Source organism: Pseudomonas sp. D1-1, from assembly GCF_051132225.1.
Lineage (GTDB): Bacteria > Pseudomonadota > Gammaproteobacteria > Pseudomonadales > Pseudomonadaceae > Aquipseudomonas.
Window position 1 is genome coordinate 2064646 of sequence record NZ_CP071676.1, and the last position, 21748, is coordinate 2086393.

A 21748-nucleotide genomic window follows, 5' to 3' on the forward strand; every position below is an offset into this window, starting at 1 on the left:
CTTTGCAAACCCGCTGCTAGTGTGCAGAAACCAAGCCGTTTTCAACCTCCTCGTAACGCTGGGAAAAACATGGCGCGATACCTCAAGGAACTGCTACTGCTTCTATACCTGCTCAGGGCACATGACTATTACCTCGACCGTCTTGCGGCGCTGGGTTTTGGCTTTGCAACGCTGCTGTTCGGCGCGATGTTCGTTGCGCTGGTGCTGGCTCTGTGGATGACCGCGTACATTCGCCAGGCATTGGTGCGGCATCTGTTTGCCCTGGCGATGTTTGCCTCGGCGGTGTTCTTCGAGGTCTACACGCGCGTAACCGACAGCTACCTGACCTACAGCCAGTTCGTGTCGATGGTCTATTCCGGCGGGTTCATCCAGGAGGCGGCTTATCAGTACCGCGAGGTGATCATCAGTGCGGTTGCGGGGGGCTTGTTGCTGCTGCTGGGGATCGGCCTGAAGCCCCGGCGGCGTCTGCCGTTGCCCGGTTACGTCGCGATCACTGCGCCATTGCTCGGCGTGCTGCTGCTCAGTGGCGTACTGTTCGTACGGGCAGGCGAGGGCGCGCGCGGTTTGCCGATCATGTACACGCCGCTGGCCTATCTGAACCTGTTCATCTATGAAGCCGTGCACAACACCGTGGGCCCACGGGCGCCAGTCAGCCTCGTGCGGCAAACAGCGGCAATCGGGCACGATATCGTGCTGATCATCGACGAAAGCATTGGCGGGAACTATCTTGATATCAACACGCCGTCCGGCGTCGCTACCGGCCTCAAGACGCCCCCTCCCGGCGTGGAAATCCTCAATTACGGCTACGCCGCCTCGATCGCCAATTGCAGCGCGGATACCAACGTTACCTTGCGCTATGGCGGCACCCGTGGCGACTACATGCGCATCAACAGCACCCAGCCGTCGATCTGGCAGTACGCCCGCAACGCCGGGTTGCGCACCGTCTATATCGATGGCCAGAACACCGGCGGCAAGCGGCAGAACCTGATGACCGAGCTGGAACAACAGGACATCGACGAATTTGTACAGTTCGACCAGGTCCGTGTGCGCGACCGTGACATGGCGGCTGTGGCGAAACTGATCGAGCTGATGGACAACGACCGGGCCGAACTCGTGGTGGTCAATAAAGTCGGCGCGCATTTCCCGGTCCACGACAAATACCCCGATGTTTTCATGACCTACCGTCCGGCCTTACCGCGAGGGCAGTTCGAGGAGGTGGCCGACACCGGCCGGCGCGACGGCTTCAGTGGCGAAGCGAATGATTGGGTGCTGTATCGCAATGCTTACCAGAACACCTTGCTGTGGAACGTCGGCGAATTTTTCCAACGCCTATTCCGACAGGGCAATCTCGACAATGCGGTGTTGATCTATACCTCCGATCATGGCCAGGATCTGCACGAGCGCGGCAACCCCGGCCTCAACACCCATTGCGGCGGAGATCCGGTGGAAGAAGAAGGGCTGGTACCGTTGCTGGTGATCCAGGGAAGCCGGTTGCAAACCCTCGATTGGCGCAGCGCCTGGGCGCAGAACAAGGACCGCTCCAGCCACTACAACATCTTCCCGACGCTGCTGCGGTTGATGGGCTACGAGTCGGCCGGCGTCACGGCGCTGTATGGAAAATCCCTCGACCAGCCGACCGAAGACGACTTCACCTTCAACTACCGTTTTAATGCGCGGCTGGGGGCCAAGCCGGCGTGGAAGCACATTGACCTGGACAACATCGTTACGCCGAAACCGGTTCAGGGTGAGATGGCGGTGGGGCATTGAACTGGCGGGTGGGAAACCTGAATCCTCGGGGGCGCTGCATCAGTGGCTTTGGTGGCGACTGGTGCATCGCTATCGCGAGCAAGCTCGCTCCCACATTTGATTTGTGTTGAGGTCAGATTCTGGATTCACTGGACTAACCCTGTGGGAGTGAGCTTGCTCGCGATGGCGTCCGGTCAGCTTGCAATTCCCCTTGGCTTGCCGCTATTACAAACAAACCCGCATCACATGTTTTTGGAACTCTGCGCACAGCGCAACCTCCGCTATCCTGATGCCCTTGTCGATCAGCCGAGTTGCCCATGCTTGAGGTCCGAAACGTCTTCAAAAGCTACACCACGCCCCAAGGCCCCCTGGCGGTGCTGCAAGGTATCGACCTGACGCTGCCTCCCGGCAGCAGCCTGGCGCTGATGGGGGAATCCGGCAGCGGCAAGAGCACCTTGCTGCATCTGGTCGCTGGCCTCGACAAGGTCGATCGGGGCAGCATCCACAGCGCGGGGCACCGGCTCGAAGACATGAGCGAAAGCCAGTTGGCGAACTGGCGGCGCACCGAGATCGGCCTGGTGTTCCAGCAGTTCAACCTCATCAGCAGCCTTGCGGTGGAAGACAATCTCGCATTCCAGGCGCGCCTGTGCGGTCGGTTCGACGCTACGTGGCAAGCGCATCTGGTGCAGCGGCTCGGGTTGTCGGAGCTGTTGCGGCGTTATCCCGAGCAGCTTTCCGGTGGTCAGCAACAACGGGTAGCCCTCGGCAGGGCGCTGGCTTCACGGCCGCCGTTGTTGCTGGCCGATGAACCCACCGGCAGCCTCGACGAAGCCACCAGCGACGAGGTGCTGCAACTGCTGCTGGAGTTGCTCGATGGCAGCCCCACCAGTCTGTTGATGGTTACCCACAGCCAGCGGGTGGCGGCGCGCCTGGCACATCGCGTGGTATTGCAAGGCGGGCGCCTGGCGCAAGCGGGCCCGGCGTGATGATCTTTCGCCAGACCCTCAAGGCCCTGCTCAGTCACTGGCGTCGACACCCAGTGCAATTTTTCAGTGTGTTGACCGGGCTTTGGCTGGCCACCAGCCTGCTCACTGGCGTGCAGGCCTTGAACAGCCAGGCCCGGGACAGCTACGCCCGGGCCAGCCAGCTGATCGGCGGCGAACCCCAGGCCAGCCTCAGTGCTCCCGGCGGGGGCTCGTTCCCACAGCAATGGTTTGTCGACCTGCGGCGTCAGGGTTGGCCCGTATCGCCGGTGTTGCAGGGTCGGCTGACGCTTGCGGGGCATGAAGACCAGCGCCTGCAATTGATGGGCATCGACCCGGTGTCGCTGCCGCCGGGTTCGGCCGTCGCGGGGCAAGCGCGGGAGATCGCCGAGGTGGTGGACTTCTTCACCGGCCCCGGTCGTACCTGGATCGCCCCGCAGACGTTGCAGGCCCTCGGGCTGAAAGTGGGCGACCGGCCCCGCAGCGCCGACGGCCAGGCCTTGCCGCCGCTGCACGTACAGCCGGACATGGCGCCAGGCATGCTGTTGATGGACATCGGTTTCGCCCAGCAGCTCCTTGGATTGCCGGAGCAGGTCTCGCGAATGTTGTTGCCGGCCACGTTCACCGCGCCCTTGCCCGAGGCATTCAACGGCCTGTTGCAATTCAAGCGCGCGGACGAGGAGAACAACTTGACGCGCCTGACCGAGAGCTTTCATTTGAACCTCGACGCACTCGGGTTCCTGTCATTCGTGGTGGGACTGTTTATCGTCCATGCCGCCATCGGCCTGGCCCTGGAACAACGGCGCAGCCTGCTGCGAACCTTGCGCGCCTGTGGCGTCAGTGCGCGGGTACTGGTCGCCAGCCTGGCGCTGGAGTTGGGCGCGTTGGCCTTGCTCGGCGGGGTGGCCGGGGTGCTCAGCGGTTACTGGCTGGCGAGCCTGCTATTGCCTGATGTCGCGGCGAGCCTGCGCGGTCTGTACGGCGCCGAAGTGCCGGGGCAATTGCACCTCAGCCTTTGGTGGTGGCTCGGCGGCGTGGGCCTGGGCCTGCTCGGTGCGTTGCTGGCCGGGGGCCAAAGCCTGTTGCGGGCGGCGCGCCTGCCCTTGCTGGCGCTGGCCAATCCCCAGGCCTGGCACCAGGCCCACGCGCGGTGGTTGCGGCGCCAGGGCGGGGTGGCACTGATGGCCGCGCTGATCGCGGTGGCGGCGCTGGTCTGGGGCGACAGCCTGGCGAGCGGTTTTGTCCTGATGACTGCGTTGTTGCTGGGCGCGGCGCTGGCGCTACCGGTGCTGCTCAACGCTGTGTTGAACCGGTTGTTGCGCGGCAACCGTTCCGTGCTCGGCCAATGGTTCCTCGCCGATTGCCGCCAGCAGTTGCCGACGTTGAGCCTGGCGCTGATGGCGTTGTTGCTGGCGCTGGCGGCGAATATCGGCGCCGGCAGCATGACCGCCGGTTTCCGCCAGACCTTCAGCGACTGGCTCGAACAGCGGCTCACCGCCGAGCTGTACATCAACCCACAGACCCCGGCCCAGGCAGGTAAGTTGTACGAATGGCTCAAGCAACAACCGAGTATCAGCGCCGTGCTCCCGAACTGGCAGGTATCGGTCCCTCTGCAAGGCTGGCCGTCGGATATCTACGGCATCGTCGATCACCCTTCCTATCGCCTGCACTGGCCCTTGCTGGAGTCGGCCGGTGACCAGGCCTGGGACCAACTGGCCGGCGCCGACACGCTGATGCTCAGCGAACAACTGGCCCGGCGCCTGAAAGTGGAGGTCGGCGACCGGTTGACCCTGCCGACCCCACAAGGGCCGTGGACGCCGCGGGTTGTCGGGATTTATGCCGATTACGGTAATCCCAAGGGGCATGTGCTGATAAACGCCGATCACCTGCTGGCGCACTGGCCGCAATTGACGCCAAATCGCTTCAACCTGCGCATCGGGCCGTCCGCCATCGGGCCATTGCTGGCGGCGTTGCAAGGCCGGTTCAGCCTGGACGACAGTCACATCGTCGACCAGGCTCGCCTCAAGGGCTGGTCGACCCAGGTATTCGAGCGCACCTTTGCCGCCACCGCGGCGCTGAACAGCCTGACCCTGGCGGTCGCCGGAGTGGCGTTGTTCATCAGCCTGTTGACCCAGAGCCAGAGCCGTCTCGGTCAGTTGGCGCCGTTGTGGGCCGTGGGGGTAACGCGTCGGCAACTGATGCTGCTCAACCTCGGCCAGACCTGGTTGCTGGCGCTGCTGACCTTACTGCTGGCCGTGCCGCTGGGCATCGCCCTGGCCTGGTGCCTGGATGCCGTGATCAACGTCCAGGCCTTTGGCTGGCGCTTGCCGTTGCGGGTGTTCCCGCTGCAATTGGCGCAGCTGCTGGGCTTGGCAATGTTCGCCACGCTGCTGGCGTCGGCGTGGCCGCTGTACGCGCTGTACCGCACGCAACCGGCGGATCTGCTCAGGACCTTCGCCCATGAAAATTAGAATCGGCCTGATGCTGCTGGCCTTGCTCGGCGGCTGCGACGACTCGTCGGCGCCGGAAAAGGGTTTCGCCGGCCTCGGCAACCAGGCCGTTGCATTTACGCCTGTGGTGCCGGGGCGCGTGTTCAGTTTTCCGGCCGATCATGGTGCCCATGACGGGTTTCGGATCGAGTGGTGGTACGTCACCGCCAATCTCAAGGATGCCGAGGGGCGGGATTTCGGCGTGCAGTGGACGTTGTTCCGCAGCAGCCAGGATGCCGCTCCCCAGGCCAGTGGCTGGCGTAACCAGTCCATCTGGCTCGGTCACGCCGCGGTCACTTCCGCGACTGTCCATCACGCCGCCGAACGTTACGCCCGTGGCGGTGTGGGGCAGGCGGGAGTGCGCACCAGTCCGTTCGACGCCTGGATCGACGATTGGCAATTGACCACCCGAGCCGCGGGCGCCGACCCCCTGGCGGCGATGCAGCTCAAGGCGCGGGATGCGCGTTTCAGCTATGAGCTGCAGCTCACCTCGACACGCCCCTTGGTCCTGCAAGGCGACCAGGGCTTCAGCCAGAAATCCGCGCAGGGCCAGGCGTCGTATTACTACAGCCAACCCTTCTTCCAGGCCAACGGTCAGCTGGAAATCGATGGCCAGCGCTATCAGGTCAGCGGTCCGGCCTGGCTCGACCGTGAATGGAGCAGCCAGCCCCTGACCGAAAACCAGACCGGATGGGACTGGTTTTCCCTGCATCTGGATAATGGCGAACACGTCATGCTCTACCGCATGCGGCACAAGAAAGGCGCGCCTTACCTCACCGGCACCTGGATCGACGCCCAGGGCCAGGCAACGACTCTGAGCGCCAGCGAAATCAGCCTCGAACCGCTGGACACCGCCGAGGTCGCGGGACGCTCGATGCCGGTGCGCTGGTCGATCAGGATTCCCGCCAGGCAGCTAGAAATCATCACTCAGGCGCTGAATCCCGATGCCTGGATGAACCTGCGTATTCCTTATTGGGAAGGGCCGGTGCAACTGAGCGGCAATCGTGGCGGCATCGGTTACCTGGAAATGACCGGCTACTGACAATCACCGGAACTCCCGACAAGCGTCGCCTCTCATACTTTATGAATGCCTCGCGGGAGCCCCTCATGAGCGATGACCTCAAACCTCCGTCGCTGGCCGACTGGCAGCGGCTGTTCGACGACAAGGCCTACTTCCAGCAGTCGCCCGACGTTCATTTCACCGAGCTGACGCGGCTGGCGGACGACCTGTTCGGCCAGGGAGCCATTGACCTGGACCGCTGGCAGGAGCTGAAGACCAAAGCGGAGGAACTGCACCAGCGCTCGCCGGATGCGAATGTGGCGGAGGAAGTGGCCGATCCTGATGCCTGATTCTTCGTGGGCCGCCTTCGCGAGCAGGCTCGCTCCCACAGAAGCGTGAGCGGGCTCTGCCACAGAGAGTGCATCCCAATGTGGAGCGAGCCTGCTCGCGAAGAAGACAACCCGGTCCTGATGACAGCCCTTGCCGCCATCCATCCAACCAAACGCCAGCCACTGGCACCACCATCCAAGGAGTCCACCATGAAGCCCGGTCCCGATCAGACCCAACACAACCCCGACGAGCCGGCGTTGCCCGGCGAAGTGGAGCGAGACAACGACGCGCTACGACCGAACGACCCGGCCAAGCGAGAGCAGCAAGGCAATGCCGAGGCGCAGGAAACCGATGCGCAAAAAACCGCACGGGGCGATTGAATCCTGGCGAGAAACAAACTCCCTCGCCACGCTACGTGAATAATTATTTAAGCGGGCCTCACGGACAGACCTGGCAAGCTCCACTATCATTGTTTTCGTTCGCCCAGTGCCAGGCTCTTTACCAGTGCATGGAATGCCGAGGCCGTCACACTGGGCGAACACCTGTATGACTCAGATGATTACCGGGTTGCGCCAGTCATCCGAGCCCGAGGTGCCACAGGCCACGTGAGTCCAAGTGATCTTGCGGTAGCTGAAATGAACGTCCTCCAGATGGGTGAAGTGGCTGTTGCCCGGGTCCTGGCAGTTGAGCATGTAGTCTTTCATGTCGACGATGATCGCCTCCTCCAAGGTGGTGGTGTAGTAGTGCTCCTGGGTGCCTGCGGCCGATGTGCGGTACCACTGGATCTCCACCTTCGTCAGGCGCTCGCCGCTGGTCAGGGCTGCCAGCAACAGGGGCGAAGCCTTGTCGAAGACTTTGGTGATGACCAGGGGCTTGTGCACGCGCTGGCCGGTTGGCTGGCCCGATTGAGGGTCGCGGGGGATGTTCACCTGATGCTCGAAGCCCTGCACCATGACCTGGTCTTCATGACCTTCCTGATAGATGTTGCCTACCGAGTCGGCGGTGAACGCGCCGGCGGTGATCAGGCCTTGTCTGGCGCCTTCGATGGACATGTAAGCGGGGGTAGCCAATGGATGCTCTCCTTCCTGGATAAACTGAGAAGCCCCGGGACGCGAATCGTCCGAAGGCGGTCTGAGCGTTATCAAGAGCCGTGCCATCGGCAAGAAAATACTGCTGGATCAAGGTATTAGCTTGTTTTCTGGGCGAGCCTCGGGTCGCGCGCCCGGCAAATCACGCAAACGGCTGCACGCTGCCTCGCATTGATCTGCCCAAGCACGAGGCACCGTGTTGCCGGGAGCAAGGCGCGTAAGTCGAGCGGATGCTGCTGTCGGACTTGCGCAACTTGCTGCTCCTCCTTCCTGCGCTGGTTTTCAGAGCCCCAGCGTATGCAGACATTCATCGACGGAGCGCTGCTGCGTCTCGGCATACAGCCCCAGTTCATCGATGGTCGGCCGCCCCAGCGCCGTTTCGAAGGCGTGCCGATTGGACTGTCCGGCGTAGTGATTCTGCGCGGCATCGCCCAGGTTCGACTGGAAGATGCCGGCGGCGCTGACCGGAAGGAAATCTTCGTACACCAAGGGTTCGGCGCGCAGGTATTGCTGTTCGAGCAAGTGCTCCAGCGAGCTCGACCGTTCAATCGCGCCCTTGGCGGCCAGCCCCGCTGGCGTCACGAAATAGCGAAAGTACGCGAGTGCTTGTCGGCGCAGTTCGTCGAGGGTGTCAGGGAAGTCGGCGAAGTGTTCAGCCATCAGCGCGTTGTAGCGTTCGGCATTGGCTTCGTTGGGAAACGCGCCCAGGGCGTCCCGCGCCGCGTTCAGCAGTTGATCGTAGAGCGCCCGGCCCTTGGGCGTGAGGGCCGCGCCGCGTTGCTCGATTTCACCAAACCGGGCGCTGTGGCTGCCTTGGGATTCTGGTTGGTCGGTGAACGCGACGGGTTCATCGAGCGCCTTGAAACTGGTCTGGCGCAGCAGGATGGGGCACTGGCGACGGGGCGGGCCTTCGATCACGGCCTTGGGCGTGATGCCATGCACCGGCATCTGGGTCTGGACAATGTCGATGTCCAGGGTGCGCGGCGTCAGGTGATTGATATGCGGGCCCTTGAACGCCACCACGTCGGCGATCAGCCGATGCTGGGCGCTCAGTTGACGGTATTGTTCGGCGGTGACGGTGGCGCTGTGGTGCCAGCGAAAGGTTTCCAGCGCTTGCAGCACAAATTCCTCGGCCTGGGGCTCGGTCAGGCCGCCCTGACGTTCGGCCAACTCGATGAGTTCAAGGGCGCCGGAAGTGAAGATCTGCCGTTTGCCCAGCACCGATTCGGCAAAGGCCCGAAGCTCGGCGTTTTCAATCAGCTCCAGGCGCAACAGCGAAGTGAACACGCGAAAGGGGCTGACTTGCAGTGCGGTTTCATGCACGGCGCGGAAGGCCGTGGAATGCACCGGCACCCCGGCCGGCGTCAGATCGTAATAGCCCACCGGCTGCATGCCCATGACCGCGAACAGCCGACCCAGCATCGCCAGCTCGGCGGCGGTGCCGACGCGGATCGCGCCATGCCGTTCCAGGTCCAGGCGCTGCAGTTCGCCGGTGTTGCGCAGGTGTTCGGCCAGTTGCGGATCGTTGCCCAACACCCGGGCGTTGGTTTGCTCCACCAGGTTCATCAATGCGCCGTACAGCGGTACTTCGTCGCGGTACATGTCGGACATCGCCCTGGAGAAGCGTTGGCGGATCAGGTCGGGGCTGACGAAGCTCATCGTGGGAATTCCTGGCGAGGGCTGTGGGAAAGATGGACAAAAGATCGCAGCCTTCGCCAGTGCCGGCAAACGAAGAATCTTCACGACTTCATTCTGCCAGGGACTGATCCACCAGCTCGATCCAGTGCCGCACGGGCGTGCGACCAGCACCGTCGAGGTGGCTCTGGCAGCCGACATTGGCGGTGACGATCAGCTCCGGCCGGCCGCTTTCTAGCGCGTTGAGACGGTTGTCCCGCAATTGTCGCGCCAGCGCCGGCTGGGTCAGCGAATAGGTCCCTGCCGAGCCGCAGCACAGGTGGCCGTCGGGCACCTCGGTGAGGTTGAAGCCCAGCCTTGTGAGCAGGGCTTCGACGGCGCCACCGAGTTTCTGCGCGTGCTGCAAGGTGCAGGGGCAATGGACGGCGATGCGTTGATCCCTGGCAGCGCAGATTGCTTCCAGCGGTTCGTTGCCGAGTACCTGCACCAGGTCCAGCGCGCGTTCGCTGACGTGTTTCGCCTTGGCGGCATAGGCGGGATCGTGTTCCAACAGATGCCCGTAGTCCTTGATAAACGCGCCGCAGCCGCTGGCGGTCTGGACGATCGCCTCGGCGCCGTCCTGCAAGTGCGGCCACCAGGCATCGATGTTGCGCCGGGCGTGGTCCAGCCCGGTGGGTTGAGCGTCGAGATGATAATCCAGCGCGCCGCAACAGCGGGCTTCAGGGCTGGCAACGACGCTGATGCCGAGCCGGTCCAGCACCCGGGCGGCGGCCGCGTTGGTGTTCGGCGACAGGCCCGGCTGCACGCAGCCTTCGAGCATCAGCACGCGGCGCGAGTGCCGCACGGCCGGGCGCGTGCCGGCGGACGCCGCCGACCGTGGCAACTTGGCCTCCAGGTTCGCCGGCAGCAGCGGGCGGAACACTGCTCCCAGGCGCAGCAGACTCTTGAATCGTTCGGGACTCGTGGCCAGGCCGCGCAAGCCGAGACGCAGGGCCCGTTGGCTGGCGGGGCGGGGTACGGCCGCGTCGACCACGGCCCGGCCGATGTCCAGCAGGTTGTGATAATCGACGCCGGACGGGCAAGTGGTTTCGCAGTTGCGGCACGACAGGCAACGATCCAGGTGCAGTTGGGTGCTGGCGGTTGGCGGCTGGCCTTCGAGCACCTGCTTGATCAGGTAGATGCGTCCGCGCGGGCCGTCCAGTTCATCGCCGAGCAACTGGTAAGTGGGGCAGGTGGCGTTGCAGAAGCCGCAATGCACGCAACTGCGCAGGATCCGTTCGGCCTCTTCGGCGCGAGGCAGGCGTTGGCTTTTTTCACTGAACCGGGTCTGCATCTAGAACTCCGCGTACATTCGGCCAGGATTGAACAGGCCCTGGGGATCAAGCTTCGCCTTGAGTTGACGGTGGTAGCGCAGCAGCGCCGGTTCCAACGGTTGGAACGGCGTTGCGGTTGCGCCAGGACGATAGCAGACGGCATGGCCGCCCCATTCCCGGGCCAGTGCCTGGACCGTATCGGCGTCGGTTTTCAGCCAGCGCTGCGCGCCCGCCCAATCGATCAGTTGCGCACCGGGCAAGTCGAGCGGGCCGGTAGCGTTGGGCAGCGACAGGCGCCACAGGGGCAGGTCTTCAGCGAAGAATGGCAGGCGATGTTCATTCAGCTCGGTCCAGTATTGATCGTCGATGGCTTCGCCGCCCAGGCGCTGATGGGCCGCGCTGACCGAACCCTCGCCGCCTTCCAGGCGCAGGCGCAGACAATCGCCGTCGTGGCTGGCGGCGCTGATGGGCAAGGGTTGTCGGCCCCATTCGGCGAGTTTTTCCAGGGCTTCGCGGCTGTCTATTTCCAGGCGGATGCTCAAGCCGTGGCGGGGCTTGGGCAGCACTTTCAAGGACACTTCGGTGATCACCCCCAGGCAACCGAAACTACCGGCCAGCAGGCGCGACAGGTCGTAGCCGGCGACGTTTTTCATCACCTCGCCGCCAAAGCGCAACAGGTGGCCGTGGCCGCTGATCATCCGCGTGCCGAGCACATAGTCGCGCACCGAGCCGGCCCACGGACGGCGCGGCCCCGACAATCCGGCGGCGACCATGCCGCCCACCGTGGCGTCCGCGCCGAACGCCGGCGGCTCGCAGGGCAGCCGCTGCCCGGCGGCGTCCAGCGCGGCCAACAGTTCCCGCAGCGGGGTGCCGGCGCGGGCGGTGATGACCAGCTCCGTGGGGTCGTAGTCAACGATCCCGCGATGCGCACGGGTGTCCAGCACCTCGCCGGCCACCTGGCGTCCCAGGAAAGCCTTGCTGTTGGAGCCCTGGATGCGCAGCGGCGTATCGCTCGCGCGAGCGCGGTTGACCTGCTCCAGCAGCAGCTCGCTGGCGTCGCGGTCGACTTGCGCGGTCATCAGAATCGCTCCAGTTCAGGAAACGGCAATTGCCCGCCATGGATATGCATCGCGCCGAATTCAGCGCAGCGGTTCAGGGTCGGTATGTTCTTGCCGGGGTTGAGCAGGCCAAGCGGATCGAACGCGGCTTTCACCGCGTGGAACAGCAACAGCTCGTCGCTGTTGAACTGCGTGCACATCTGGTTGATTTTCTCCCGGCCGACGCCGTGTTCACCGGTGATGCTGCCGCCCACCTGGACGCACAGTTCGAGGATCTTCCCACCCAGGGTTTCGGCGCGCTCCAGCTCGCCCGGCTGGTTGGCGTCGAACAGGATCAGCGGGTGCATGTTGCCGTCGCCGGCATGGAACACGTTGGCGACCCGCAGGCCGTGTTCGCTGCCCAGGCTGGCGATGCGCTGCAAGACCTCGGGCAATGCCCGCCGGGGGATGGTCCCGTCCATGCAGTAATAGTCCGGCGCCAGGCGGCCTACCGCCGGAAACGCATTCTTGCGTCCGGCCCAGAACCGCAGGCGTTCGGCCTCGTCCCGGGCCAGGCGCACCTCGGTGGCGCCGGCCCGTTGCAGCACCTGGCGGACCCGTTCGCAGTCATCGTGGACATCGGCCTCGACGCCATCGAGCTCGCACAGCAGGATCGCTTCGGCGTCGACCGGGTAGCCGGCGTGGATGAAATCCTCGGCGGCGCGGATCGCCAGATTGTCCATCATTTCCAGGCCGCCGGGGATGATCCCGGCTGCGATGATCTCGGCCACCGCCCGTCCGGCCTTGTCCACCGAGTCAAAGCTGGCCAGCAAGACCTTGGCGACCTGGGGGCGAGGCAACAGCTTGACGGTGACTTCGGTGATGATCCCCAGCAGGCCTTCGGAGCCGGTGAACAACGCCAGCAGGTCCAGGCCTGGCGAGTCCAGGGCCTCGCTGCCCAGCACCAGGCGTTCGCCTTCGATGGTGAGGATTTCCAGCTTCAGCAGGTTGTGCACCGTCAGGCCGTATTTCAGGCAATGCACGCCGCCGGCGTTCTCTGCGACGTTGCCGCCGATGGAGCAGGCGATCTGCGAGGAAGGGTCCGGCGCGTAGTACAACCCGAACGGCGCCGCCGCCTGGGAAATCGCCAGGTTGCGCACCCCTGGCTGCAGGCGCGCGGTGCGGGCGTCGGGGTCGATGTGCAGGATCTGGTTGAAGCGCGCCATGACCAGCAACACGCCGCTTTGCAGGGGCAGGGCGCCACCGGACAGGCCGGTCCCGGCGCCCCTGGCCACCACCGGCACATTCTGTTCATGGCACAGCTTGAGCAAGGCCTGCACCTGCTCGACCCGCCGCGGCAGCACGACCAGCAGGGGCGTGGTCCGGTAGGCAGACAGCCCATCGCATTCGTAGGGCCTGAGGTCTTCGTCGCGGTGCAGGATATCCAAGTCCGGAATACGTGCCTGCATGGCGTCGAGCAGGGCCTGCTTGTGCACTTTCGGCAGCGGGCCGTCGAGCTGCTCGTCGTAGAGGATGTTCATGGCAGTCAGATACCTCTGAGTCGGCGCGGACCCCCTGTGGGAGCGAGCTTGCTCGCGATGGCGGCGGGTCAGCTTGCATCAATGCTGGATGTGCCTGCGCTATCGCGAGCAAGCTCGCTCCCACAGAGTAGATTCACTTGAGTACTTGTTATTGTTTTCACTGCCCCAACCCCTTCAGAAAATCCCGGTACAACGCCGCAGTCTTGCCCGGTTTTTCAACCATCGGCATATGCCCGACCCCGTCCCAGATTTCCACCCTGAGGTCGGTGATGCCCTTGCTCCATACCGGTACGCTGCTGACGTCGATCAACCGGTCCTTGCGCCCCCAGAGTAGCAACGAAGGCGCGCGGATGTCGGCCAGGCGCGGTTCCATTGGTGGGCTGGCGCGTAAATCGACGAAGATCTCCGCCAATTCCTCCCGGCGCTGTTCATAACGCTCGGCCAGCGCCGCCAGCACTACACTGGGCAGCCAGGGCGGCGAGGCCATGGTCATGGCGTAGAACGGCGCGAAATCGTCTCGAGAATCAACCAGGAACGGGTTGTGACCGGCGGCCAAGTGGCGTTCCATGTCGCTGGGTTCGGGGGCGGTGACACCGGCCGGATCGATCAGCGCCAGGGTCAACACCCGCTCAGGCGACGTCGCCGCCAGCCAGGCTGCGAGGTAACCACCCATGGAGTTGCCGATCACATGGACCTTGTCCAGGCCACAGGCATCGAGCAATTCGATCACTCGCCGCGCCTGGGTCGGGATGTCATAACCGCCGCCGGCCTTGAAGCCGGTTTCGCCATGGCCGGCCAGGTCGGGAATCACCACCCGGTAATCGCCGACGAAATACCGGGCGAAGCGCAACCAGAGGTTCTTGTCGGCGCTGTAGCCATGCAGCATCAGCACGCTGCCGGACGCTTCATAGGGCCCGCCCTGCCAGGTCGACACCGTCATTTCGCTGATCGGCACGGTAATTTTGTGCAGCCGGTAGAGACGCGCCTCCAGCGCCATGCCCAGGTCATACAGCACATGGCCGATGCCCGGATACGTCAACCAGCTCCAGGCGATGAACACCGCAAGGACCACCCACAACACCAGCATGTCGTTGCCTCCGTACCAGGACAAGGCGATCGAGACCCTGTACCAACGAATTTCCCTTTTTCATGTATAGCCAAAATCCGCGGGGAACCACGCTGATCGGTCGGAATAAATACCCCTGCATCGATAGTGGCTATTTGACCTCGCCCTGATAGACTGCCCAAAACCTATCCCGGCCCCGGGAGACCGGTGATGCAGAGGCCTCTATGCATAAAACGGGAAAAAAGGGATTGTCGCTGGCCAGGAGGCTCTACACATCCCGAATCCTCGGCCTTGCGCTGGGGTTGCTGGTGGTGAGCGCCGCGCTCTATCCCCTCGATCCGGCGCCCTGGGTCTGGGGCTTCATGCTGTTCAACGGGTTGCTCTGGCCGCACGTGTCCTACCAATGGGCCCGTCGTTCGACGGTGCCGTACCATGCCGAGCACCGCAACCTGGTGATCGACGCCTTCCTCGGTGGCTTCTGGGTCGCCGCGATGCAATTCAACCCGCTGCCCACCGCCGTGACGCTGGCGATGATGGCAATGAACAACGTGGCCATCGGCGGCCTGCGTTTCCTGTTGGTCGGGGCTGTGGCCCAGGTTGCCGGTATCACCGTCGGGATATTCATGTTCCCCTTTGCCAGCGTGCCCATGACCAGCCCGGCGCAGCTATACGCCTGCTTGCCGTTGCTGTGCCTGTACCCGCTGGCGCTGGGCTGGATCTGCTTTCGCCAGGCGCACACCCTGGGCCGACAGAAACGCGAATTGCTGGCCCTGAGCCGTACCGACAGCCTGACCGGCCTGCTCAACCATGGCGCCTGGAAGGACCGGCTCAACGAGGCATTCCAGCACTGCCGACGGCAGTCACCGGACGGGGCAGGGCATGGCGTGATCGCGCTGATCGATATCGACCACTTCAAAGCCATCAATGACACCTACGGCCATGGCGCCGGTGATGTCGTGCTGCGTCAGCTCGGCAAGCTGCTGGGGCAGAACCTGCGGGCCACGGACATCGTCGGGCGCTATGGCGGCGACGAGTTCGGGGTGATCCTGCCGGACCTGACGCTGCTCAGCGCGGTGCAGGCGATGGAGGGGCTACGCGAACGCTTCACCGCGCAGGACTATGAACGTGACCCGGCGCTGAAAGTGAGCCTGAGCATCGGCCTGGCGGCCTTCACGTCGGATTATGCCGATGCGACCGCCTGGCTCGACGACGCCGACCAGGTGCTCTATGAAGCCAAGACCAGCGGACGCAACCGGGTTGTCTGTCAGCGACACCGGCCGGTGCTGGAGGCGTCTGCGGTCTAGAGCCTTGGCGCATTGTCGGGTAGGGTGCTGGCTGACCTTCCCGATAATGCTTTCCAGATGAAACAAGGATGAACTCATGACCGTTATCGTTCGTCGCTCCCGTCTCGCCGTCAGCCTCGGCCTGAGCCTGGCCCTCGGCGCCTTTGCCCCTGCCGCTCTGGCGCAACCTCATCAACAGGTGCTGGCCGATGCCGAGCAGTACAAGGGCGAGGCGCTGAAATTGCTTGAACGCCTGGTGAACATCGACTCCGGTTCCGGCTATGTGCCGGGGCTGACCCAGGTCGGCGATATCGCGATCGACGAGTTGCAGAAGCTCGGCGCCAGCATTGAAAAAGTGCCCAATTCGGACGGCACCCACCATGTCCTGGCGACGTTCAAGGGCACCGGCAAGGCGAAAATCCTGCTGATGGCCCATATGGACACGGTGTTCAAGGAAGGCTCGGCGGCCGAACGTCCCTTCCGTATCAAGGATGGCCGCGCCTACGGGCCGGGGGTGATGGATGACAAGGGCGGCATCGTCGCGGGCATCTATGCGCTGAAGGTGCTGAAGAACCTGGATTTCAAGAATTACGCGCAGATCACGTTCCTGCTCGATGCCAGCGAAGAGACTGGTTCGGACGTCGCCACCGACCTGATCAAGAAAACCGCCAAGGCCCATGACGTGACCCTCAACCTTGAACCGGGGCGCCCGGCCGACGGCCTGGTGGTGTGGCGCAAGGGCAGCGCAACCGCGCTGGTGGAGGTCAGGGGCAAGGCGGCCCACGCCGGCGTCGCACCGGAACTGGGGCGTAACGCGGCAATGGAAGCGGCGCATCAGATACTGCAACTGGGCAAGCTGGGCGACGCGGAAAAGAAGACCACCATCAACTTCACCGTGCTCAAGGCCGGTGACCGGACCAACGTGATCCCCGACCAGGCCACGGCCAAGGCCGACGTGCGCGCAGCGGTGCCGGAAGAATTCGACCGCATCGAAAAAGACCTGGCCCGGGTCTCGAAAGACAAGCTGATCGCCGACACCGAAGTCACCACCAGCCTGCAGCGCGGCTTGCCGCCCATGCCACAGACCGCCGAGTCGGACCGGCTGATGGCCATGGCCCAGGGTATCTATGGCGAGCTGGGCCGCAAACTGACCGAGGAAGGCAGCGGCGGGGCGGCGGACGCGAGCCTGTCCGCCGGCGTTGGTACACCGACGCTGGACGGCTTCGGCATCGTCGGCGGCAATATCCATACGCCCGAGGAATATGCCGAGGTCGAAAGCGTGGTGCCGAGGATTTATCTGCTGACGCGAATGATCATGGAGTTGGCGGCACGGTAGCAGCCCGCGGGAGAAAGGCTTTTCGTGGCGAGGGAGCTTGCTCCCGCTGGACTGCGCAGCAGGCCTGGTCTTTTGTTTTGACACAAAGGGGGATCAACCCCTTGAAACCCTGTGGGAGCGAGCTTGCTCGCGATAGCGATCTGTCTGTCCAGCAGATGTTGACTGACCTACCGCCATCGCGAGCAAGCTCGCTCCCCCAGGGGGATGTGTTGAAGCGGCTAACGCGGGTCGACGTTGTCCAGCGCGCGGTTTGCCAGGAGTGCGCCCAGTTCGATCAGTTGCTGGATGCCCAAGGCAATATGGCGTCGTGAGTCTTCCAGGTCGAAGGCCAGGTAACCGACCATGGCGTTGGCCGAGGCGAGGGTTTCGCTGAGGTTGGCGAGCAGGGATTCGGTGTCGATGCCGTTGATGACGGTGAAGAGTTGGCCGGGATCGGTTTCTCTTGGAGCGGCGGTGGCTGGATCGGTGTCCGGTGGGTTGGGTGTTGGTTTGAACATGGTGAATCTCCGATGCGTCAGAAGGAGCCGTAACCCTCTCGCTACCAAACGAAGGGTGGTGGCCATACGAAGGTTGGTAGACCGGGCATCGGAAGCCGGCGTCTCCGGAGAGACCCTGCGCAGGGCCACCATAAAGCGAAGCGCATGATTGCACTCACAATAGGTGACGCTATGCACCGAAAGCCCGGGCTACCAAACCCGATCGCTGATTTTTCAACGACCGGGCCACAGTAAAGCCCAACCCCAAGGCGCACAAGCCGGCGGATTCTGGCGTAGTTGTAGGCAAAGGCGCAAGACGCTGGAGTTCGGTCCTACACGCAGGCCAACCCAATAAACCCCCGGGCTTTTCGTGGCGAGGGAGCTTGCTCCCGCTGGGCCGCGCAGCGGCCCCAAGGATTTTGTGTTGAAACAAAAAACCTGGGCCTGCTGCGCAGTCCAGCGGGAGCAAGCTCCCTCGCCACAACAGGGTTGTGCTTGGCTAACGCGGGTCGACGTTGTCCAGCGCGCGGTTTGCCAGGAGTGCGCCCAGTTCGATCAGTTGCTGGATGCCCAAGGCAATATGGCGTCGTGAGTCTTCCAGGTCGAAGGCCAGGTAACCGACCATGGCGTTGGCCGAGGCGAGGGTTTCGCTGAGGTTGGCGAGCAGGGATTCGGTGTCGATGCCGTTGATGACGGTGAAGAGTTGGCCGGGATCGGTTTCTCTTGGAGCGGCGGTGGCTGGATCGGTGTCCGGTGGGTTGGGTGTTGGTTTGAACATGGTGAATCTCCGTGAACGGGTTGAGCCGCCACGACCTATCGCTAAACAAGTAAGGTGGCGGCTGTACGCAGGTTAGCGATCCGGGTCACAGAAACCCCGGGTAGACCAGAAGGTCTCCCGCGCACAGCCACCATGACGCAAATTGCAGACTTAAAAAAACTGCAATCGAGACTGGGCTTGTAGCTTCTGAGTCTGGAGCCGGATCGCTAAACCCGATCGCTGATCTTTCAACGACCGGGCCACAGTAAAGCCCAACCCCAAGGCGCACAAGCCGGCGGATTCTGGCGTAGTTGTAGGCAAAGGCGCAAGACGCGGGAGTTCGGTCCTACACGCAGGCCAACCCAATAAACCCCCGGGCTTCTTGTGGCGAGGGAGCTTGCTCCCGCAGGGCCGCGCAGCGGCCCCAAGGATTTTGTGTTGAAACAAAAAACCTGGGCCTGCTGCGCAGTCCAGCGGGAGCAGGCTCCCTCGCCACAAGGGGTTCAGTAAACCCAAACCTCCACCCGCCGATTGCGCACCCGGCCTTCGTCTTCATTGTTGGCCGCCACCGGCATCAGCGCGCCGAACCCGCGGACCTCGCGCAACGTCACGCCGTATTTGACCAATTCCCGCCGCACCGCCATGGCGCGCAGTTTGGACAGCAGGTCGGCTCGCGCCGGGTCGTCCTTGAGGTCGCCAAAACCCACCAGGGTCACGCGCCGGTCGAGTTTTCCGTGTTGCCTTATATAGTCGAGTACCCGGCCGAGGTCTTGGTGGGCCTTGTTGTCCAGGCTGGCGCTGCCTTCCTCGAAGCGGAAATTCACGGTCAGGCGCTGGGCATGGCGGCTCAAGGCCTGGTAACCCTCCGGCATCAGCGCGTTGGGGGTGACGGACATGGCCTGGATGGTCTGGGCGATGAATCCGTTGGCCGCGACGATGGCCTGGCCTTGTTCACTTTGGCTGAAGTCGACCAGGGCTTCGGCCCACGGGTTGGTTTGCGCTGGCGGCAAGTAGAAGAACAAGCGTCGGGACAGGGGATAATCCTCGGTGGCGATCAGGTTGTTCAGCGGCAACATGGGCTGCGAGGCGCCGTCGACGATCGCCAGGGGTTTGGCCTGACGTACGTAGGGCAAGCCGATGAAGCCGATGCCTTGCGGATCCTGGCTGACCGCATCGGACAATTGCTCACTGGATTCGAAGCGCTGGGCCGCAGGATCGAGCTTTTTTCCTTGTCGGTTGAGTACCAGTTCCTTGAAGGTATCGTAGGTGCCGGACTGTTCGTCCCGCGCGTATAAATGGATGGCCCCGCCGACGCTGCCCACCGCTTCCCAGGTCTTTGCCTCACCGCTGAAAATGCGCGCCAGTTGCGAGGTGTCGAGCTGACGCAACGGGTTTTGCGGATGCAGAATAATCGCCAGGCCGTCGATGGCGATGACCTGCTCGGCCATCGGGCTTTTCAAGTCGCCGAGGGCCGACAGGTCCTTCAGTTCACCGTCCTTGATCGGACGGGACGAGGCTGCCAGGTCAGCGCTGGCTTGCTTGAGAGCGGCGAATCCGGTGCTGGAACCGTGGGCCGCGATGTCGATCTGGACGCGCTTGCCTTCGGCGGTCCAGCCAACGATCCGTTGCTCATTGTCCCGGCCGGTTATTTCGCTGCTGACCCTGAGCAGCCCCTGGCCTTGCATCAGGCCCTTGACCAGGGCCGGCCCCAGTGCCGCGCCGATGGTGTTGGAGCCCTGGATGCGCAGGGCCGGGCCGTGTTCGGGAACGGGCAAGGCGCCGGCCCATGCCATGAGCGGCAGCCAGAAGCTCATGAAAAACACAACGCACAGCCGCATGCCGGCACCTTTTTGAACCAGGGAGGTGCCGGAAGATTAAGTCAGTCAGGTTGCTGAAAGATGACAGGGTTGCGACGCGGAGCGTATGACCGACCCGGTCGAATGTGGGAGCGAGCAGGCTCGCTCCCACAGGAATGGATGCAGCTTTGGATCAGCTCAGTTCCAGCCAGATCGGCGCGTGGTCCGAGGGTTTTTCCATGCCGCGCAATTCATAATCCACGCCGGCGTCCTTGACCCGTGGCAGCAGGCCTTGGGACGCGAGGATCAAATCGATGCGCAGGCCGCGCTTGGGCTCGTCCTCGAAACCGCGGCTGCGGTAGTCGAACCAGCTGAAGCGGTCACTGACGTCCGGGTTCAGGTGACGGAAGCTGTCCACCAGACCCCAATTCTTCAGGCGCGCCATCCATTCGCGTTCTTCCGGCAGGAAGCTGCATTTGCCGGTCTTCAGCCAGCGCTTCATGTTGTCCGGGCCGATACCGATGTCGCAGTCTTCCGGGGAAATGTTCACATCGCCCATCACCACCACCGGCTGGTCGTTGCTGAAGCGGGTTTCCAGCAGTTGCTGCAAATCGCTGTAGAAGCGCTGCTTGGCCGGGAACTTGGTCGGATGGTCGCGACTTTCACCTTGGGGGAAATAACCGTTCATGATGGTCACCGGCACGCCATTGGCATCGGCGAAGGTGCCCCAGATGAAACGCCGCTGGGCGTCTTCGTCGTCAGTCTCGAAACCTTTGTGCAGGGTCAGCGGCGCCTGGCGCGAGAGCAGGGCGACGCCGTAATGGCCTTTCTGCCCGTGGTAATGCACGTGATAACCCAAGGCTTGCACCTCGGCCAGGGGAAATTGTTCGTCGTGAACCTTGGTTTCCTGCAACCCGATGACGTCAGGCTGGTGCTTGTCGATCAGTGCCGCCAACTGATGGGGACGGGCGCGCAGCCCGTTGATGTTGAAGGAGACGATCTTCATGGTCGGCTGTCCTGGCAAAACTGCGATGCTAGCTGACATGTCGGAAGGGAGCCAGCGTGGCGGTAGGACAAATGCACTGCTAATGTCCTCTGGCATGTAGGAACGATCGCAGCCCTTACGGGTTCGTAGTCAATAAGAGCAGGGCCTCACCGAGCCTCGCCCAGGAGATCCACCACCATGCCTGACGCCATTACCGCTGATATCCACATGCTCGACAGCGGCTATTCCCGCGAAGCGCGTTCATTGCTGTACCAGGCCTACCGCCATGAGCCGACCTTCAGCTACCTGTTCGAATCCGAGCGTCCCGGTTACGAACAGCGGGTGCGGGCGACGGTGCGTGAACTGGTCAAGCAGCATTTCTTCCAGGACCTGCCAGCGATCGGCCTGTTGGTCAACGACCGCCTGATCGGCATCGCCCTGATTGCCCCGCCGCAGCGGCGCCTGGGCATTACCGAAAGCTGGGCCTGGCGCCTGCGCATGGTCTTGAGCACGGGGTTTCGCTGCACCCGGCGTTATCTGGAATATCACGCCGCGGTGCTGGCCTGCCTGCCATCGGACGCGGTCCATGTGCTGCCACTGCTGGGGGTTCATCCGCAGTTCCAGGGCCAGCATTACGGCGAGCAGTTGCTTGAGGCAGTCCATAACTGGTGTGCGGTGGACGAGCATTCCCAAGGCGTCGTGCTCGATACCGGCAACCCGCGCTACCTGGAATTTTATAAACGCCAGGGCTATGAGGAAATCGGCGAAATCGCGGTAGGACCGGTCCGCGAGCATGTGTTCTTTCACGCCAACCCGCAGGTTTTACACAGCGCGACGGCATAATCGGACGAACTTTTGCGAAGCGTCCGGCTCTATCAGGCTCCCAA

The 21748-nt window shown here is 63.3% G+C and carries 19 protein-coding genes; 9 read left to right on the forward strand and 10 right to left on the reverse strand.

The features are described 5' to 3' along the window. Positions 1-69 precede the first annotated feature (69 nt). The 6 genes from J3P86_RS09345 (at position 70) to J3P86_RS09370 (ending at position 6928) form a co-directional block, all read left to right on the forward strand. Complete coding sequence (locus J3P86_RS09345; RefSeq protein WP_434700023.1) at positions 70-1767, forward strand: sulfatase-like hydrolase/transferase; 1698 nt, start codon at positions 70-72, stop codon at positions 1765-1767. A gap of 296 nt (positions 1768-2063) precedes the next feature. Further along, complete coding sequence (locus tag J3P86_RS09350; protein WP_305495727.1) at positions 2064-2732, forward strand: ABC transporter ATP-binding protein; 669 nt, start codon at positions 2064-2066, stop codon at positions 2730-2732. Further along, positions 2729-5200 (forward strand): FtsX-like permease family protein, encoded by a 2472-nt coding sequence (locus tag J3P86_RS09355; RefSeq protein ID WP_434700025.1) that lies wholly within the window; start codon positions 2729-2731, stop codon positions 5198-5200. The genes J3P86_RS09350 and J3P86_RS09355 overlap by 4 nt, the downstream gene beginning before the upstream one ends. Then, a complete protein-coding gene (locus J3P86_RS09360; RefSeq protein ID WP_434700026.1) occupies positions 5190-6260 on the forward strand; it encodes a lipocalin-like domain-containing protein in 1071 nt (356 codons plus the stop codon). The genes J3P86_RS09355 and J3P86_RS09360 overlap by 11 nt, the downstream gene beginning before the upstream one ends. A gap of 65 nt (positions 6261-6325) precedes the next feature. Then, a complete protein-coding gene (locus tag J3P86_RS09365) occupies positions 6326-6568 on the forward strand; it encodes a hypothetical protein (protein WP_434652929.1) in 243 nt (80 codons plus the stop codon). Positions 6569-6757: 189 nt separating this feature from the next. Continuing rightward, positions 6758-6928: a hypothetical protein gene (locus J3P86_RS09370; RefSeq protein ID WP_434624838.1), complete on the forward strand. Its 171-nt coding sequence runs from the start codon at positions 6758-6760 to the stop codon at positions 6926-6928. A 171-nt stretch (positions 6929-7099) separates the two neighbouring features. Here the strand turns inward: J3P86_RS09370 and J3P86_RS09375 are convergent, their stop codons facing one another. The 6 genes from J3P86_RS09375 to J3P86_RS09400 all read right to left on the reverse strand — a co-directional run bounded on the left by J3P86_RS09375 (position 7100) and on the right by J3P86_RS09400 (position 14249). Next, positions 7100-7618 (reverse strand): Hcp family type VI secretion system effector, encoded by a 519-nt coding sequence (locus tag J3P86_RS09375; RefSeq protein ID WP_434700027.1) that lies wholly within the window; start codon positions 7616-7618, stop codon positions 7100-7102. A 300-nt stretch (positions 7619-7918) separates the two neighbouring features. Then, positions 7919-9295: a 2-oxoadipate dioxygenase/decarboxylase HglS gene (gene hglS, locus J3P86_RS09380; protein ID WP_434700028.1), complete on the reverse strand. Its 1377-nt coding sequence runs from the start codon at positions 9293-9295 to the stop codon at positions 7919-7921. 88 nt (positions 9296-9383) lie between these two features. Then, a complete protein-coding gene (gene glcF / locus J3P86_RS09385) occupies positions 9384-10604 on the reverse strand; it encodes a glycolate oxidase subunit GlcF (RefSeq protein ID WP_434700029.1) in 1221 nt (406 codons plus the stop codon). Further along, a complete protein-coding gene (gene glcE / locus J3P86_RS09390) occupies positions 10605-11663 on the reverse strand; it encodes a glycolate oxidase subunit GlcE (RefSeq protein WP_434700030.1) in 1059 nt (352 codons plus the stop codon). Further along, complete coding sequence (glcD, locus tag J3P86_RS09395) at positions 11663-13162, reverse strand: glycolate oxidase subunit GlcD (RefSeq protein ID WP_434700032.1); 1500 nt, start codon at positions 13160-13162, stop codon at positions 11663-11665. Before glcD ends, glcE begins: the two co-directional genes overlap by 1 nt. Before the next feature lie 157 nt (positions 13163-13319). Continuing rightward, positions 13320-14249: an alpha/beta fold hydrolase gene (locus tag J3P86_RS09400; protein ID WP_434695249.1), complete on the reverse strand. Its 930-nt coding sequence runs from the start codon at positions 14247-14249 to the stop codon at positions 13320-13322. 203 nt (positions 14250-14452) lie between these two features. Between J3P86_RS09400 and J3P86_RS09405 the strand changes: the two genes are divergently transcribed. Both J3P86_RS09405 and J3P86_RS09410 read left to right on the forward strand, forming a co-directional pair. Beyond that, complete coding sequence (locus tag J3P86_RS09405) at positions 14453-15532, forward strand: diguanylate cyclase (RefSeq protein WP_434700034.1); 1080 nt, start codon at positions 14453-14455, stop codon at positions 15530-15532. Between the two features lie 76 nt (positions 15533-15608). Continuing rightward, complete coding sequence (locus tag J3P86_RS09410; RefSeq protein WP_434700036.1) at positions 15609-16847, forward strand: M20/M25/M40 family metallo-hydrolase; 1239 nt, start codon at positions 15609-15611, stop codon at positions 16845-16847. A 218-nt stretch (positions 16848-17065) separates the two neighbouring features. On the opposite strand, the gene J3P86_RS09415 is transcribed toward J3P86_RS09410, so the two are convergent. The 4 genes from J3P86_RS09415 to xthA form a co-directional block, all read right to left on the reverse strand. Continuing rightward, positions 17066-17344 carry a DUF6124 family protein gene (locus J3P86_RS09415; RefSeq protein ID WP_305495705.1) on the reverse strand — a complete coding sequence of 93 codons (279 nt, stop codon included), beginning with the start codon at positions 17342-17344 and terminating at the stop codon, positions 17066-17068. A gap of 478 nt (positions 17345-17822) precedes the next feature. Then, positions 17823-18101: a DUF6124 family protein gene (locus J3P86_RS09420; RefSeq protein WP_305495705.1), complete on the reverse strand. Its 279-nt coding sequence runs from the start codon at positions 18099-18101 to the stop codon at positions 17823-17825. Positions 18102-18583: 482 nt separating this feature from the next. Continuing rightward, positions 18584-19918 (reverse strand): substrate-binding domain-containing protein, encoded by a 1335-nt coding sequence (locus J3P86_RS09425; RefSeq protein WP_434700038.1) that lies wholly within the window; start codon positions 19916-19918, stop codon positions 18584-18586. 151 nt (positions 19919-20069) lie between these two features. Beyond that, on the reverse strand, positions 20070-20882 hold the full coding sequence (gene xthA, locus J3P86_RS09430; protein ID WP_434603567.1) for an exodeoxyribonuclease III: 813 nt from the start codon (positions 20880-20882) through the stop codon (positions 20070-20072). A gap of 177 nt (positions 20883-21059) precedes the next feature. On the opposite strand from xthA, the gene J3P86_RS09435 reads away from it, so the two are divergent. Next, positions 21060-21704 (forward strand): GNAT family N-acetyltransferase, encoded by a 645-nt coding sequence (locus J3P86_RS09435; RefSeq protein ID WP_434569098.1) that lies wholly within the window; start codon positions 21060-21062, stop codon positions 21702-21704. Positions 21705-21748: the final 44 nt, after the last annotated feature.